This is a genomic window from Candidatus Thiothrix putei (genome assembly GCA_029972225.1).
GTDB lineage: Bacteria > Pseudomonadota > Gammaproteobacteria > Thiotrichales > Thiotrichaceae > Thiothrix > Thiothrix putei.
The window spans coordinates 430578-445082 of sequence record CP124756.1 but is presented as its reverse complement, the minus strand read 5'-3'; the positions used below and the strand labels follow the sequence as shown (position 1 = coordinate 445082).

Annotated in this window: 15 protein-coding genes and 4 pseudogenes; 9 read left to right on the top strand and 10 right to left on the bottom strand. The window is 51.1% G+C overall.

Features of this window, described 5'->3' with window-relative positions; all coding sequences use genetic code 11:
- Positions 1 to 29 precede the first annotated feature (29 nt).
- From QJT81_02305 to QJT81_02295, 3 genes and pseudogenes are all read left to right on the top strand, one after another.
- Positions 30 to 1078 (top strand): annotated as a pseudogene (locus QJT81_02305) (IS630 family transposase).
- Between the two features lie 9 nt (positions 1079 to 1087).
- The gene (locus QJT81_02300) at positions 1088 to 1285 is read left to right on the top strand and encodes a hypothetical protein (protein WGZ94841.1); all 198 of its coding nucleotides are present in this window, start codon (positions 1088 to 1090) and stop codon (positions 1283 to 1285) included.
- Between the two features lie 101 nt (positions 1286 to 1386).
- Positions 1387 to 1743, top strand: a complete 357-nt coding sequence (locus tag QJT81_02295) for a helix-turn-helix domain-containing protein (GenBank protein WGZ94840.1) — start codon at positions 1387 to 1389, stop codon at positions 1741 to 1743.
- Here QJT81_02295 and QJT81_02290 read toward each other — a convergent pair.
- Positions 1707 to 2078, bottom strand: a pseudogene (locus QJT81_02290) (transposase). The gene QJT81_02295 and the pseudogene QJT81_02290 overlap by 37 nt on opposite strands.
- Before the next feature lie 83 nt (positions 2079 to 2161).
- Here QJT81_02290 and QJT81_02285 point away from each other — a divergent pair.
- Both QJT81_02285 and QJT81_02280 read left to right on the top strand, forming a co-directional pair.
- A pseudogene (locus QJT81_02285) lies at positions 2162 to 3210 on the top strand (IS630 family transposase).
- Positions 3211 to 3243: 33 nt separating this feature from the next.
- Positions 3244 to 3435, top strand: coding sequence for a hypothetical protein (locus QJT81_02280; GenBank protein WGZ94839.1), 192 nt, complete (start codon positions 3244 to 3246; stop codon positions 3433 to 3435).
- On the opposite strand, the gene QJT81_02275 is transcribed toward QJT81_02280, so the two are convergent.
- Entirely contained in the window at positions 3407 to 3886 is a 480-nt protein-coding gene (locus tag QJT81_02275) for a winged helix-turn-helix domain-containing protein (GenBank protein ID WGZ94838.1), read from the bottom strand. The two genes, QJT81_02280 and QJT81_02275, sit on opposite strands and share 29 nt — an antisense overlap.
- A 35-nt stretch (positions 3887 to 3921) precedes the next feature.
- On the opposite strand from QJT81_02275, the gene QJT81_02270 reads away from it, so the two are divergent.
- Together QJT81_02270 and QJT81_02265 are read left to right on the top strand one after the other, a co-directional pair.
- Entirely contained in the window at positions 3922 to 4650 is a 729-nt protein-coding gene (locus QJT81_02270) for an IS30 family transposase (protein WGZ94837.1), read from the top strand.
- Positions 4647 to 4961, top strand: a complete 315-nt coding sequence (locus tag QJT81_02265; protein WGZ94836.1) for a hypothetical protein — start codon at positions 4647 to 4649, stop codon at positions 4959 to 4961. The genes QJT81_02270 and QJT81_02265 overlap by 4 nt, the downstream gene beginning before the upstream one ends.
- A gap of 117 nt (positions 4962 to 5078) precedes the next feature.
- Here QJT81_02265 and QJT81_02260 read toward each other — a convergent pair whose 3' ends face one another.
- The 4 genes from QJT81_02260 to QJT81_02245 all read right to left on the bottom strand — a co-directional run bounded on the left by QJT81_02260 (position 5079) and on the right by QJT81_02245 (position 8070).
- Positions 5079 to 6323: a type II toxin-antitoxin system HipA family toxin gene (locus tag QJT81_02260; GenBank protein WGZ94835.1), complete on the bottom strand. Its 1245-nt coding sequence runs from the start codon at positions 6321 to 6323 to the stop codon at positions 5079 to 5081.
- Positions 6324 to 6325: 2 nt separating this feature from the next.
- On the bottom strand, positions 6326 to 6583 hold the full coding sequence (locus QJT81_02255) for a helix-turn-helix domain-containing protein (protein WGZ94834.1): 258 nt from the start codon (positions 6581 to 6583) through the stop codon (positions 6326 to 6328).
- Positions 6584 to 6701: 118 nt separating this feature from the next.
- Positions 6702 to 7889 carry an ATP-binding protein gene (locus QJT81_02250; GenBank protein ID WGZ94833.1) on the bottom strand — a complete coding sequence of 396 codons (1188 nt, stop codon included), beginning with the start codon at positions 7887 to 7889 and terminating at the stop codon, positions 6702 to 6704.
- 31 nt (positions 7890 to 7920) lie between these two features.
- Positions 7921 to 8070 (bottom strand): hypothetical protein, encoded by a 150-nt coding sequence (locus QJT81_02245; GenBank protein WGZ94832.1) that lies wholly within the window; start codon positions 8068 to 8070, stop codon positions 7921 to 7923.
- Positions 8071 to 8193: 123 nt separating this feature from the next.
- Between QJT81_02245 and QJT81_02240 the strand changes: the two genes are divergently transcribed.
- Entirely contained in the window at positions 8194 to 9708 is a 1515-nt protein-coding gene (locus QJT81_02240) for a Fic family protein (protein ID WGZ94831.1), read from the top strand.
- Between the two features lie 38 nt (positions 9709 to 9746).
- On the opposite strand, the gene QJT81_02235 is transcribed toward QJT81_02240, so the two are convergent.
- From QJT81_02235 to QJT81_02220, 4 genes and pseudogenes are all read right to left on the bottom strand, one after another.
- Positions 9747 to 10934: an ATP-binding protein gene (locus tag QJT81_02235; GenBank protein WGZ94830.1), complete on the bottom strand. Its 1188-nt coding sequence runs from the start codon at positions 10932 to 10934 to the stop codon at positions 9747 to 9749.
- A 141-nt stretch (positions 10935 to 11075) separates the two neighbouring features.
- Positions 11076 to 12614 (bottom strand): annotated as a pseudogene (locus QJT81_02230) (IS66 family transposase).
- Between the two features lie 77 nt (positions 12615 to 12691).
- Entirely contained in the window at positions 12692 to 13066 is a 375-nt protein-coding gene (gene tnpB / locus QJT81_02225; GenBank protein WGZ94829.1) for an IS66 family insertion sequence element accessory protein TnpB, read from the bottom strand.
- On the bottom strand, positions 13066 to 13356 hold the full coding sequence (locus tag QJT81_02220; protein WGZ94828.1) for an IS66 family insertion sequence element accessory protein TnpB: 291 nt from the start codon (positions 13354 to 13356) through the stop codon (positions 13066 to 13068). The genes tnpB and QJT81_02220 overlap by 1 nt, the downstream gene beginning before the upstream one ends.
- A 411-nt stretch (positions 13357 to 13767) precedes the next feature.
- On the opposite strand from QJT81_02220, the gene QJT81_02215 reads away from it, so the two are divergent.
- The gene (locus QJT81_02215; protein WGZ94827.1) at positions 13768 to 14502 is read left to right on the top strand and encodes a hypothetical protein; all 735 of its coding nucleotides are present in this window, start codon (positions 13768 to 13770) and stop codon (positions 14500 to 14502) included.
- The last annotated feature ends 3 nt before the right edge of the window (positions 14503 to 14505 follow it).

The window sequence follows — 14505 nt, the reverse complement described above, 5'->3', positions numbered from 1 at the left end:
CTGGTAACAAAAGCAGCCATGAGTAATGTATGACATTAAAAATCACTTTCACTGAGGATGAGATAGCGGAGCTGTTCTACTGGAAGGAGCGCCATCCTCATCCCAGAGTCCGTAAGAAAATGTCCGTGCTGTACCTGAAATCCCAACAGTTGACGCATAAGGAAATCAAACGATTGGAAAGGATTACAGAAGCCACGCTGCTTGCCTACCTAAACGCCTACCTACAACCTAACGGTTTAGAAGCTCTTAAAGAAATACGATTCAATAAACCACAGAGTGATTTGATGGCATATAAAGACAAGATTGAAGCCTATTTTCGTGAATATCCCCCCGCAACCAGCAAGGCGGCAGCCGCTAAGATTGAGGAGCTGACAGGCATCAAACGCAGTGAGGACAGGGTACGTGTCTTTATGAAGAAAATAGGGATGGACATCCGTAAAGTGGGGATGATACCCGCCAAAGCTGATGTGGAAGCACAAGAAAAGTTCCTGGAAAATGAACTAAAACCGCGCATTCAGGAGGCTAAGGAGGGCAAACGCGCCCTTTTTTTGTCGATGCCGCCCACTTCGTGTTAGCACCGTTTCTGGGGTTTTTGTGGTCATTTTCCCGCGTATTCATCAAAGCCCCCTGTGGTCGACAACGCTACAACGTATTGGGCGCACTCAATGCGATAACGCTACAACTCATCACGATCACTAACGACTCCTATATCAACGCTAACAGCGTGTGTGAATTATTGGAAAAAATTGCAGCGTTAGCACTCAAAATACCGATCACTTTGGTCTTGGATAATGCCAAGTATCAACGCTGTGAAGCCGTGTTTGCCTGTGCGAAAAGGCTCAATATTGAACTATTATTTTTACCGACCTATTCACCCAACCTCAATCTGATTGAACGGTTGTGGAAGTTCGTCAAGAAAAAATGCTTGTACTCGAAATACTATGATAAGTTTCCCGCTTTCAAGGTGGCCATCACCAACTGTCTCGACAAGCTGGATACCGATCACAAGAAAGAACTGACCCAGTTGATGACAACAAATTTTCAAACCTTTAAAAATGTTCAGGTCTTGACGCTGTAAGGTATATCAATGATAGGGGCTGGTGTCTTCGACCCAGACGCAACAGACATGCGAGGAGTCTGGACAGGAATAGGGATAAACGCCAAAATTTGGAATACTGGCGCATCCAGTGTTGCAACTGAATGGCTGTTATTTGTTATTCCAGAAAATGAAACTCCTGTTATTGCTCAACTGACTGAAATACCAGACGGCGAATTCGTATCATAAGTGCATAGCCTGTTAATCAAGACGGGATGCGATTTTCCTTATCAGGTCAGAGGCAAAATGTGGTAAAAAGCATCCCGAAAAACCACTGACAGGAGAGCTTCATGGCTTACACACACCTTACCTCTGAGGAGAGGCATTATATCGAAACCCGGCACAAGATGAAGGAATCGACGGCAACAATCGCGTTAACCTTGGGGCGCAGTCAATCGACGATCAGTCGTGAACTGACCCGCAACCGAGGGCAACGCGGCTATCGGCACAAGCAAGCGCACACCAAAGCGCAACAACGCCATGCGGACAAGCCCAAAGCGGTCAAGTTGACCCCGGAACTGGCGGTCAGCATTGATACGCTGCTGGAACAACAATGGAGTCCTGAGCAGATCAGCGGTCGACTGAAAGCGGAAGGCAAAACGACTATACTTCAACCGCCCATAATTGCAGATTCCTCAAAGGTCTGAAAGTTGAGAGTCAGCAAGGAGTCCAAGGCTTTTTTATGCGTAGTGTGGGTTTGTGCCAAACAGGCATCAATGGCCTGCGCAAACGCGGTAAAGTTTTCATGGTAACGTGAATACAGGCATTCCTTCTTCACAAACTTCCACAGGCGCTCAATCAGGTTCAGGTTGGGGGAATAAGCGGGTAGGAACAACAGTTCGATCCCGAGTGTTTGGGCGAATGTTTGTACCAGGCTACAGCGCTGGTAACGGGCATTGTCCATCACCAAGGTCACCGGGACATCCAGGGCCAATGCCTTGATTTGCCGAAGCAACTGACAAACACTTTGGGAGTTGATGTATACCAGTCCGTGCCATAAAATAGTTTTTTTGATCAAGGAAATATGGTTAGATGACTGGTAACAAAAGCAGCCATGAGTAATGTATGACATTAAAAATCACTTTCACTGAGGATGAGATAGCGGAGCTGTTCTACTGGAAGGAGCGCCATCCTCATCCCAGAGTCCGTAAGAAAATGTCCGTGCTGTACCTGAAATCCCAACAGTTGACGCATAAGGAAATCAAACGATTGGAAAGGATTACAGAAGCCACGCTGCTTGCCTACCTAAACGCCTACCTACAACCTAACGGTTTAGAAGCTCTTAAAGAAATACGATTCAATAAACCACAGAGTGATTTGATGGCATATAAAGACAAGATTGAAGCCTATTTTCGTGAATATCCCCCCGCAACCAGCAAGGCGGCAGCCGCTAAGATTGAGGAGCTGACAGGCATCAAACGCAGTGAGGACAGGGTACGTGTCTTTATGAAGAAAATAGGGATGGACATCCATAAAGTGGGGATGATACCCGCCAAAGCTGATGTGGAAGCACAAGAAAAGTTCCTGGAAAATGAACTAAAACCGCGCATTCAGGAGGCTAAGGAGGGCAAACGCGCCCTTTTTTTGTCGATGCCGCCCACTTCGTGTTAGCACCGTTTCTGGGGTTTTTGTGGTCATTTTCCCGCGTATTCATCAAAGCCCCCTGTGGTCGACAACGCTACAACGTATTGGGCGCACTCAATGCGATAACGCTACAACTCATCACGATCACTAACGACTCCTATATCAACGCTAACAGCGTGTGTGAATTATTGGAAAAAATTGCAGCGTTAGCACTCAAAATACCGATCACTTTGGTCTTGGATAATGCCAAGTATCAACGCTGTGAAGCCGTGTTTGCCTGTGCGAAAAGGCTCAATATTGAACTATTATTTTTACCGACCTATTCACCCAACCTCAATCTGATTGAACGGTTGTGGAAGTTCGTCAAGAAAAAATGCTTGTACTCGAAATACTATGATAAGTTTCCCGCTTTCAAGGCGGCCATCACCAACTGTCTCGACAAGCTGGATACCGATCACAAGAAAGAACTGACCCAGTTGATGACAACAAATTTTCAAACCTTTAAAAATGTTCAGGTCTTGACGCTGTAAGGTATAACTGTCATTGGTCACGGTGACCAGTTCATGGGTGACTGCATTCAACGCACCGAGGACATTGTAGCGCTGGCGTCCGGCAGGGGCGCGGATGAACAGCCGGGTGAAACACCACAGGAACCCCAGAAACGGGGCCAGGACAAAATGGGCGGCGTCGACAAAGAAAACGGCGCGTTTTCCGGCCTTGGCCTCCTCAAGACGCGGCTCCAGCTCTTTTTTTAAAAGTCTCCTGGGCAGCAGGGTCGGCTTTCGCCGGTATCATCCCCACCTTCCTGACGGACAAACCCAAGTCATGCAGGAATAGCCGCACGGCTTCCCGCTTGAGTTCAAGGCCGGTTAAGCGCTGTATATCAGCGATCGCCTGACTGATCCGGGTCGGTGGATGCTTCTCAAAATGTTTCTTCAGGGGCTCACGGAAAGGTTCCAACCGGCGGGTTGGGCGACGGAAATCCAGTTGTTCCAAGGCAGCGATCCCACCTTGTTGGTAACGTTTCAAATAACGGGTGACCGTCGTTGAACTCACCTGTGCCAGCCGTTCAATGTCCCCATGCGCCATTCCCTGGCTTTTTAGCCACAACACTTCCATCCGTTGGCGGACGCGAGGGTGGGCATGGCGGTAACGCCCCTCATTCAAGGCGGTTTGATCGGATTCGCTGAAGTCTATCTGGATCATGGAAAGGACGACCGGTTGCCAATAACAGCCGTACTTTGCTTGAGGGCTTCTCATTATTCAACAGCTATTCACGGGCAAAGTATATTTGCCATGAAGCCATCTACCAGCATGTACTCAGGGACAAGCGTGCGGGCGGCAAGCTGTACCTGAACCTGCGCCGCCATACGAAGAAATACCGCCAGCGTTACGGCAGTAAAACGGGCAGCGTCAAAGGCATCCCCAACCGAGTGGACATTGACGAACGCCCAGCGGTAGCCAACCAGCGTGAACGGCTCGGTGACTGGGAAGCCGACACCATGATCGGCAAGGGACACCAAGGCGCACTGGTGACACTGGATGAACGCAAATCCAAGCTACGCCTAGCTTTTCCAGTGGCAAACAAGACCGCAGAAGCCGTAACCAGCAGCATTATCACCTTGCTGGACAGCTTCAAGGATTGGGTGCACACGCTCACCTTCGACAACGGCAAAGAGTTTGCCAAACATGAGCAAGTTGCCCAAGCCCTTGGGTGCGAAACGTATTTCGCCAAGCCCTACCATTCGTGGGAGCGTGGGCAAAATGAGAACGCCAATGGGCTGTTACGCCAATACTTCCCCAAGGCAATGGGGCTATTGGACGTGACCACCCGACAGGTACTGGAGGCTGTACATAAACTCAACAACAGACCAAGGAAGTGTCTGGGATTCAAGACACCTTACGAGGTGTTCCGAGAACTATCCGGCATAGAGGCCGAAAAGTTGGTGGGTTATGCACTTATTACTTGAATTCACCCAAAGGATACGACGCGATTAGCGCATCCGGGTGCGAGGTCGAAATCAAAGCGACGCAAGCCGACAGTGTAGGATTTCGTAGCCAGCCAACCCATGCCATCATTATCAAAATACTCGCAGATGGTACGTTTGAAGAAATATTTAACGGGTCGGGGCATCTCATCTGGCAACAGTTTGCAGGCAAGACGCTCCCCAGCAATGGGCAATTTCAAATCTCGCTAACCAAACTGCGCAAACTCAATGAATTAGTAGTCTCGACAGACCGTTTACCCAGAATCGCCGCAGAAAAAAGCACAATAACCTAAAGATCGCACAACAGAATAACCTATGAATCGTCTAACGGTTTACACCGCTTTTCCGCTCCCTACCATCAATGCCCAACGGCACTACCGCTACTTCAAACACCAAGCCGATAGCTCCTATCACAACCCCATCTGGCGTGATTCCAACCACTCCGACCGTTTCTGAACAAGGCGGATAATGTCTGCAATCAAGGGGCAATTTCCCACGGCTAATTCAGCAACAATGGGCTGGATATTCGCCAATACGCGCTTACTCAGGGCAAGACTACGTTTCTGCAATAAGGTGGGATTAATGCCTGCTTCGGCAGCAAAGCGTTGCCAATGGCGTTGTTGCACCCATTCTGGGCGGTACTCACCACCAATTGCCATCGCCATGCGGGTATCGAGTGACGGATAAACCGTGGTACACAGCAAGTCGTAGAGCGGCGTAAGCTGCAAACGGTTACCCGCCATCAACAACATCGCCAGATTTTTCGCGTGTGCATCAGCATTGCCGATCAGGTAGTTGAACACTACCCAATCCAGCACCTTCAAACGGTCGCGCCCCGGTACAGCCGCGTGTTGGTCAATTAAGCGGAAAATGTCTGCCAAGCTGGGACTGCCATCTTTAGCGTATTTCTGGTCTGGCAACACTCCGGCAAGCTGGCAAAAATCCAGTTGATGCAAACGTTGCACTTGCCCAGCTTGCACCATGCGGTCGTAACGCTCAACCACCAACACAGGTTCGGGTAAGCGCACGACTTCCGATTTGACTGCATCCAGCCCACTCAGCCGCGCCAATCGCAAGCAAAACGCTTCATTCAACACCGCATCAGGGAACAACTTTTCTGGTTGAATCGTTGGTTTGAGAATATGCGTTGAAGCCGCTCCCCCCATCGGCAAGCCAAACTGACCCGACGCGTAATGCACCGGAATTTTGTCCTGCGCTCCTGCTAAGGAGAGGCGCAATTCGCCATGCTGGAACAACAGTGGTAAATGGTCTTTCAGTCGCACCAGATCAGCGCGGATATGTTCAGTGGTGTAGGGTTGATACGCCGCTTGGCGTTGGTGGATTTCACCTTCCGGCACTAGCGCAAATGCACCTGCCGCATCTTCGCCAAAGGCCGCCAATTGTGCATACACGTCACCACGCGGCAAGCGTTTGAGTTTCAGGATCACATCCAGCACCGCGCCTTCTGGCAACAGATTGCTGAAAAAGAATAGCACCTTGTCACCACGAAACGGCTGCAAACCAAGTGGCAACTGCGGTGTCAGCGGAAAGGCGTGCGAGGCTTGCACCCAACTGGCAGCGTAACAGAAACACAGTTCACGCGCTTCGCTCCATAACTGCCCGACCGTTTGATCCGCGTACAACACTTGCAACATGCTCAACGCTCCAATGCCGTCAATTGCAGCCCTAATACCGCCAGCACCCGGCAGGCTTTGCCCAAGGTCACGCCCGGTTTGCCGTTTTCAAGCTGGATCACCAGTTCGCGCCCAACGCCGGAAACCAGCGCGAGTTCTTCTTGGGTCATGGTATTAGCGAGGCGGGCTGAGCGTATTTGATCGCCGAGTGCCAGCAACACGGAATCATTGCCTGTACTGGCATGACGACGACGTTTGCTAATGTCGCTCTTATCCGACATTGGAATCTCCTGGGGCAGGAAAACAGAGAAAGTCTGGTATTTGCTACTTTCTCACAATGCCTGCCGGAACGTCAAATTGAGGCGTTCCCCCGCCCCATACCACCACATCGCCGCACAGTCACACCAACTGCTGCAATTGCTCCACCAGCAAGCACAATCCCACCACTTCCACACCTTCGCCAATCGGGTAGCGTTCGTTGCCGGGATACACCAACAAACGTTTGGCAGGTTGCAGGTCATCACACGCTTGATAAAACCCACGGCGCGGCTTGGCTGTGGCAGAGCGTTTGATTTCGACAGCCCACAAACCTTGCCCCGCAATATCCAGCAACAGATCAATTTCTGCCCCCGCACTGCTGCGGTAAAAACCCGATGTGGTGTTAAAGGGCGCGGCATTCAGCAGGTTTTCCATGCAAAAACCTTCCCAACTGTTACCCACCACCGGATGCCCCAACAAAATATCGGCATCGTGGATACCCAGTAAGGCATGAACCAGACCACTGTCACGGATATACACCTTGGGGGATTTCACCAAACGCTTGCCTACGTTGCTATGCCAAGGCAATACCCGTCTTACCAGCAACAAATCGACCAATAAATCGAGATAGCGACTCACGGTTTTGGTATCCACCATTAGGTTTTTACCCAACTGCGACACGTTGAGCATTCCACCTTGATTGTGTGCCAGCATTGTCCAGAAACGCTGCAAGGTTTCCGCCGGAATGCGTGTGCCGTAAGAAGGAATATCCCGTTCAAGGTAAGTGCTGATCAGGTTTTGCCGCCAGACGACACTTTGCCGGTCATTCACTGCCAGAAAACTGGTGGGGAAACCGCCGCGTACCCACAGCACATCCTGCGCGGTAGGTGGTGTTTCCAGCACCTGAAACGGTGGCAATTCCAGATACGCAATCCGCCCCGCGAGGCTTTCACCCGATTGCCGCAGCAAATCACCGGAGGCAGACCCCAGTAACAAGAAGCGTCCGTGATCCAGCCCTTTTTTCCTGCCGCGATCAATCAGGCTGCGTAACGGCTGGAACAGTTCTGGCAAACGTTGCACCTCATCCAGAATCACCAGCTTGTCTTCGTGCTGACTCAAATAGGCTTCAGGATCAAGCAACTTATTGCGGTCAGTCGGGCTTTCCAGATCAAGGTAAAGGCAGGATTCACGCTGTGCGCACAGCACTTCCGCCAGCGTTGTCTTACCGGCCTGACGCGGCCCCAGTAAGGCTACTGCGGGAAATTGTGCCAAATTTTCAACAAGGTGTGGGTATAGCTGTCGGGTAATCATCTGCAAATTATGGAACATACTCCCCAATTTGCAAGGTAAACATACGGTTTCATGCCATCATCCCCAACGGCACTGCCCACAACTTCACCCCGTCACTTTCCCCAAACGGTAACACCCGTTCCCCGCCATACAACACAATCCCCTGTATCACCCGCCCCGGATGCTGTCCGATAAAGTAGCTGATATGCCGGTTTAGCATGGGCTATTCCTGTATTCCCCACAGAAAAAAGCACAATAACCTAAAGATCGCACAACAGAATAACCTAACAATGGTATAGCATGATAACCTAAAGATTGTCTGTCACAGCCCGCGAGTACCCCCATGTCCCCAGCCAACAAACTGGCGCAATCCCTGAGTGCCTTGAAAGCTCTACAAGATCAACAGCGCGTTGGCATCCAAAGCAACGAGCTAACCCGCACCCACCGCGAACGCCTGCTGCAACAGGGTTTCCTGCGCGAAGTCATGAAGGGCTGGTTCATCCCCACCCGCCCGGATGAACGCCAAGGTGAAAGCACTTCTTGGTACGCTTCATTCTGGGGTTTCTGTCACGATTATCTAAATACCCGCTTCGGCACTGAATGGTGTTTGGGCGCAGAACAATCCATCAGTCTGCACGTCGGCAACTGGACTATTCCCCGGCAATTGCTGGTACGTTCCCCCAAGGCAGGCAATAAGCCGACAGCACTCTTGCATGGCACATCATTGCTGGATTTGCGCTTGGGGATTCCCGCCCCTGCATACATCCAAACCCTTGACGGCATTCGTGTTATGCGGCTGGAAGTGGCACTCATCCAATGCTTACCGCGCCAGTTCAGTGCCAACCCGATTGAAATGCGGGCAGCATTGGCAATGTTGCCCGATGCGTCCAACCTGTTACGGCATTTGTTGGAAGGCGGCAATAGTGTCGTGGCGGGGCGTTTGGTTGGCGCGTTCCGCAATATCGGGCGGGATGCCATCGCTGATAATCTGATTGCCACCCTCCGCAGTGCCGGTTACAGCGTTAGCGAGCAAGACCCGTTTGCCGATAGGCCGACGTTACCTTTGCAAAGCCGCAGCCATTCCCCCTATGTCAACCGCTTACGCATGATGTGGCAGCAATACCGCCAGCCTGTCATCGACCATTTCAACGTTACCCCCAATCCAGTCACAGATGCGACAAGCTACCTGCAACACGTCGAAGAGGTGTACCTGACCGATGCTTACAACTCCCTCTCCATCGAAGGCTATCGGGTCAACACCCAACTGATTGAGCAGGTACGTAGCGGGCAATGGAATCCGCAAACCAACCCCGCCGACCGCGAACATCTGGATGCGATGGCGGCACGCGGTTACTGGCAAGCCTTTCAAGCGGTCAAACACAGCGTTGCTAAAGTATTGCAAGGCGAAAACGCAGGTACAGTTGCCAGCCACGATCTCGATACGTGGTATCGGGAACTGTTTGCCCCCAGCGTTACCGCCGGTATCCTGAGTGCTGTCAATTTGGCGGGCTACCGCAATCACCCCGTTTACATCCGCCATTCCCAACACGTCCCACCCAACCACGAAGCGGTGCGCGAACTCCTGCCCGCCTTGTTTGAACTCATGGAAAATGAACCCGAACCCGTCGTGAATGTGGTGCTGTCACACTTTTTCTTTGTCTACATCCACCCGTATATGGATGGCAACGGACGTTGCGGGCGTTTCCTGATGAATCTCATGATGGCAGCAGGCGGCTACCCGTGGACAGTTGTTCCATTGGCAAAGCGCGACGAATACATGGATGCACTGGAACAGGCCAGTGTTGGGCAAAACATTGTGCCATTTACCCGTTTCATCGCGGAGTTAGCAGCAGCTTGAGTTGATGACAAGCAAATAAAATACTGGCTAACCCAACATCACGCTAACTGCTGCAATTGCTCTGCCAGCAAGCGCAATCCCACCACTTCCACACCTTCGCCAATCGGGTAGCGTTCGTTGCCCGGATACACCAACAAACGTTTGGCTGGTTGCAGGTCTTCACACGCCTGATAAAAACCACGGCGCGGCTTGGCTGTGGCAGAGCGTTTGATTTCGATCGCCCACAAACCTTGCCCAGCAATATCCAGCAACAGATCAACTTCTGCCCCCGCACTGCTGCGGTAAAAACCCGATGTGGTATTAAAGGGAGCAGCATTCAGCAGGTTTTCCATGCAAAAACCTTCCCAACTGTTACCCACCACGGGATGCCCCAACAAGGTATCGGCATCGTGGATACCCAGCAAGGCATGAACCAGACCACTGTCACGGATATACACCTTGGGGGATTTCACCAAACGCTTGCCTACGTTGCTATGCCAAGGCAATACCCGTCTTACCAGCAACAAATCGACCAATAAATCGAGATAGCGACTCACGGTTTTGGTATCCACCATTAGGTTTTTACCCAACTGCGACACGTTGAGCATTCCACCTTGATTGTGTGCCAGCATTGTCCAGAAACGCTGCAAGGTTTCCGCCGGAATGCGTGTGCCGTAAGAAGGAATATCCCGTTCAAGGTAAGTGCTGATCAGGTTTTGCCGCCAGACGACACTTTGCCGGTCATTCACTGCCAGAAAACTGGTGGGGAAACCGCCGCGTACCCACAGCACATCCTGCGCGGTAGGTGGTGTTTCCAGCACCTGAAACGGTGGCAATTCCAGATACGCAATCCGCCCCGCGAGGCTTTCACCCGATTGCCGCAGCAAATCACCGGAGGCAGACCCCAGTAACAAGAAGCGTCCGTGATCCAGCCCTTTTTTCCTGCCGCGATCAATCAGGCTGCGTAACGGCTGGAACAGTTCTGGCAAACGTTGCACCTCATCCAGAATCACCAGCTTGTCTTCGTGCTGACTCAAATAGGCTTCAGGATCAAGCAACTTATTGCGGTCAGTCGGGCTTTCCAGATCAAGGTAAAGGCAGGATTCACGCTGTGCGCACAGCACTTCCGCCAGCGTTGTCTTACCGGCCTGACGCGGCCCCAGTAAGGCTACTGCGGGAAATTGTGCCAAATTTTCAACAAGGTGTGGGTATAGCTGTCGGGTAATCATCTGCAAATTATGGAACATACTCCCCAATTTGCAAGGTAAACATCGTGTTTCGGGTGTCGAAGAGGTTGATGTTGACGCATATAAACACGAATGCGGGCGTTATTAGTGGGTATTTTTTACTAACTTATGATAGAGTTTCAGGCAATTCGTCGTAAACGGTCATTCTAGCCCGTCGTTGATATCCGCAAACAAATCCGAGCGCAATGGCTTATCCGCAAACCGTTGTTTCCAACATCTTGGCGTAAGGTCTTGCACCTGAGAAGCGGGATGCTCACTAACGCGCAACAGAACATCCATCAGATAGACATACGGGTTAATGTCATGCAGGCGGCAGGTGGTGATCAGGCTTTGGATGATGCCCACGTGTTCCGCGCCGAGTTCTGTCCAGCAGAACAACCAGTTTTTCCTGCCCATGGGGATGGGCCGCAGGGCGCGTTCGATGTGGTTGGTATCCATTGGCACGTCGGGATCTTCCAGAAACACGCGCAGTTCGTGTTCGCGGCGGATGACATAACCAAGGGCTTTGGTCAGCGGGTTGGAGGGGATTAAATCGGTACGTTGTAATTGGGTTTGGCACCATTCAAAGAACTGGTCGACCAACGGCTTGCTGTGGGTGAGGCGGTAGGTACGTTTGGCTTCCCCGTCGAGTTTTTTCTCGTTAATCTGGGCTTCGTGCTGATAGAGTGCCGCGATAGTGTCAAGGGCTTGGCGTACTGCTTGTGGTTCAGCGGTTTCGGCGGCAATGAAGGTGCGACGGCTGTGTACCCAGCATTGGGCATGGGTAATCTTGTCATTGGCGTTGACGTAACTGGCATAAGCACGGTAACCGTCGCTGAGCAGTGTGCCGCTGAACTGTTGGCGAAGAGTCTTTTCAATGTGTTGCCGCCCACGGCTGGCGGAGAAGGTGAAGACGATTTCGTCCTGATCCCCGTACAGCGGCCAGAAGTAGCCTTGCTTCATCTTGCCGTTGCCTGCGGGGCTGGCTTTGATGGGGGTTTCGTCCATCGCCAGCAGCTTGCTTTGCAGTACACTGGCGAGTTGCGCTTCGGCAATGGGTTTGAGCAGGTCGATGGCACGTTTCACCGCATTGGTCAGCGTCGTGCGGCTGAGGGTGATCCCCGCTTGGGTCAGGCGTTGGTGCTGGCGGTACAACGGCAGGTGGTACTGGAACTTGTCCACCAACATCCCCACCAAAAAGCTGACATCGGTGACACTACGTTCCAGCACGTTGGCGGGTGCAGGGCTGGGAAGTGGTGGGTTGCTGAGCGAAGCCGAAGCACTGCCCTTACGTTTGATGACCGGGCGCTCGTATTGCAGGATGAGGTAGCTGGCAGGGCGTTGCGCCACCCGATGGGTCACCTGGGTGCCGATCACCTCATACTGGTCAGCCTCTTCCCCCTGAAGTTCCGGCGGGGTGAGGTGAATCACCTTGACCGGGACATCGGCGGTAAAGCGTAACCCGCTGTCATTCACGCAGTCATCCGGGCGCAGCTTGGGGGCTTTACCGCGTTGGTAGGTGACGGTAATGCTTTCACCCTCGGGTGCGGCAACCGGGGCGGCGGCGGGGGCAAACAACGGCAACTGCGCCACCGGTATCTCAACCGGACGCTTTTCCGATTTGCTGCCAAAGACATGTTGCCTGAACCACGCCAATTGGCGTTTCAATTCAGCTATATCCTGTTTCAGGGCAGCATTTTCCTCACGCAACGCCAGCATTTCCGCCACAATCGGCGGCATGGGAACGCTGGTGTCAGACGGGGTGGATGGCTTTAAAATCATGGGCTTATTGTACCAGAATGTGGCTGCACAGGATACTGGTAACGCTTGAATTGTCTGGATTTTTGCACCTCAATGCCCGCCAAAATCAACTGCAAATCCGTCCGGGTCAGTTCGCGCTGCCCGCTGGTTGTCGGCTGCACCCGGTATTGGCCCTGCTCCAGGCGTTGGCTCCATAAGCAATAGCCGCTGGGTTCAAAATAGAGGATCTTCATCTGGGTTTTACGTAGGTTCACAAACACGAAATAATGCCCACTCAGGGGATTTTGCCCTAACTGGTTTTTCACCAAAGCGGTCAGCCCCGTAAAGCTTTTGCGCATGTCGGTGGCTTGGGTGCATAGCCAGATGCGGGCGGTGGCTGCGGGGGCAAACATCAGCGTTGGCTCAGGCGTAGTTCAACACCATTCCCCAAACTCAGCACAATGTGCCAGCCTTGCCCCAGCGCGGCATGACCCGCCGATAATGCTCCCAAGTCGATGAAGGTATTGGCGGGAACGGCTGGTTCCTCCACGCCATCTGCGGAGCGTAGACGCTGCCGCCATTGGCAAAAACTGGCGTAACCGATACTGTGCTGTTCACAAAATGCCGGGGCGGATAAGCCGCTGGCTTGCCATTGGCTAATGAGGGTTTGCCATTCGCTGGCGCGGCGGTGAGGGCGTTTCATTGAGGTTTCCTTCGGTTGTTCAGGTTGGAAACCAGTTTAGGACGTGGAAATCGCGAGGGCTAGACGTGCTGAAATGGTCGCTTACCATTCGTCAAGCATTGGCGACAACCCAACACACGCCATACCAATCATAACAACACGCGACTGACCCTATGCTGGTTTCGACGCAGTAGGGCGGTAGCGTGTCAGCGATTCTCCGTATGGCATCGGTGTATGTACGGCAGGCGTGAATCAGAAGGCAGCAACGACAATCCCAGACTAGGCGAACGCTAGGCGAACCATATCGGCGGCGTGTGCGCAGTGATTGAGCGCAGGCTTCTTATCCTGATATTCCAGAACGCCGCCTAATAAACTTTTAGCTTCTCAATCTATCTTGTCGACAAAGAAACTGCCATTGGAGAACACATTAATATGAACAATGTTCAAGATGCTATCAAGAACTATGATAAATTCAGATCAAAAATATCAATTGGTTTTCTAAATTCAACACTGGAAATTGATGGATTAACTGCTGGTATAAAACTAACAGACTCCCAAATCAATATTCCATTTTTATCAAGAGATTTTTTCAAAAAAAATCAGGAGATAATTAAAGAAATTGAAAACCACCCAGCCATGTACGATAATAAAGAAATAAATGAATCAATATTAAATGACTTTCCAGAACTAAAGACGATTTTTAAGTTATTTGAGATTGGAAATCATGAATTAATACATGCCATTCAGAAACACTCTTACCGTTCAGTATTTAGGCTTGTTGATTTATTGCAAAATATTGAAAGCTGGGAAAATACATTATTTTTCTCACATCTTAGTAAAGGAAAAAAGTGGGAGTTTGGTAAATCGTTTCTTATCTCACTAGAATCAATTGATAATGACAAAACAAGAGAGGGTGTTGCACGATATATCGCAAAATGGTGTAAAGCTGTTATTAAAGCAACTGAACCGAAATTTCTAAATATAGGAATACAGCATTTGATTGAAGGGCAGGCGTTGATAGCATCAAAACTCTCATTACCTATTTCTGATATTGATTCTATTGATGACACACCAAATTCATACCCAGAACTCTATACTGCTGTAAGCGACCATTTCAGCACGTCTAGCCCTCGCGATTTCCACGTCCTAAACTGGTTTCCAACCTGAACA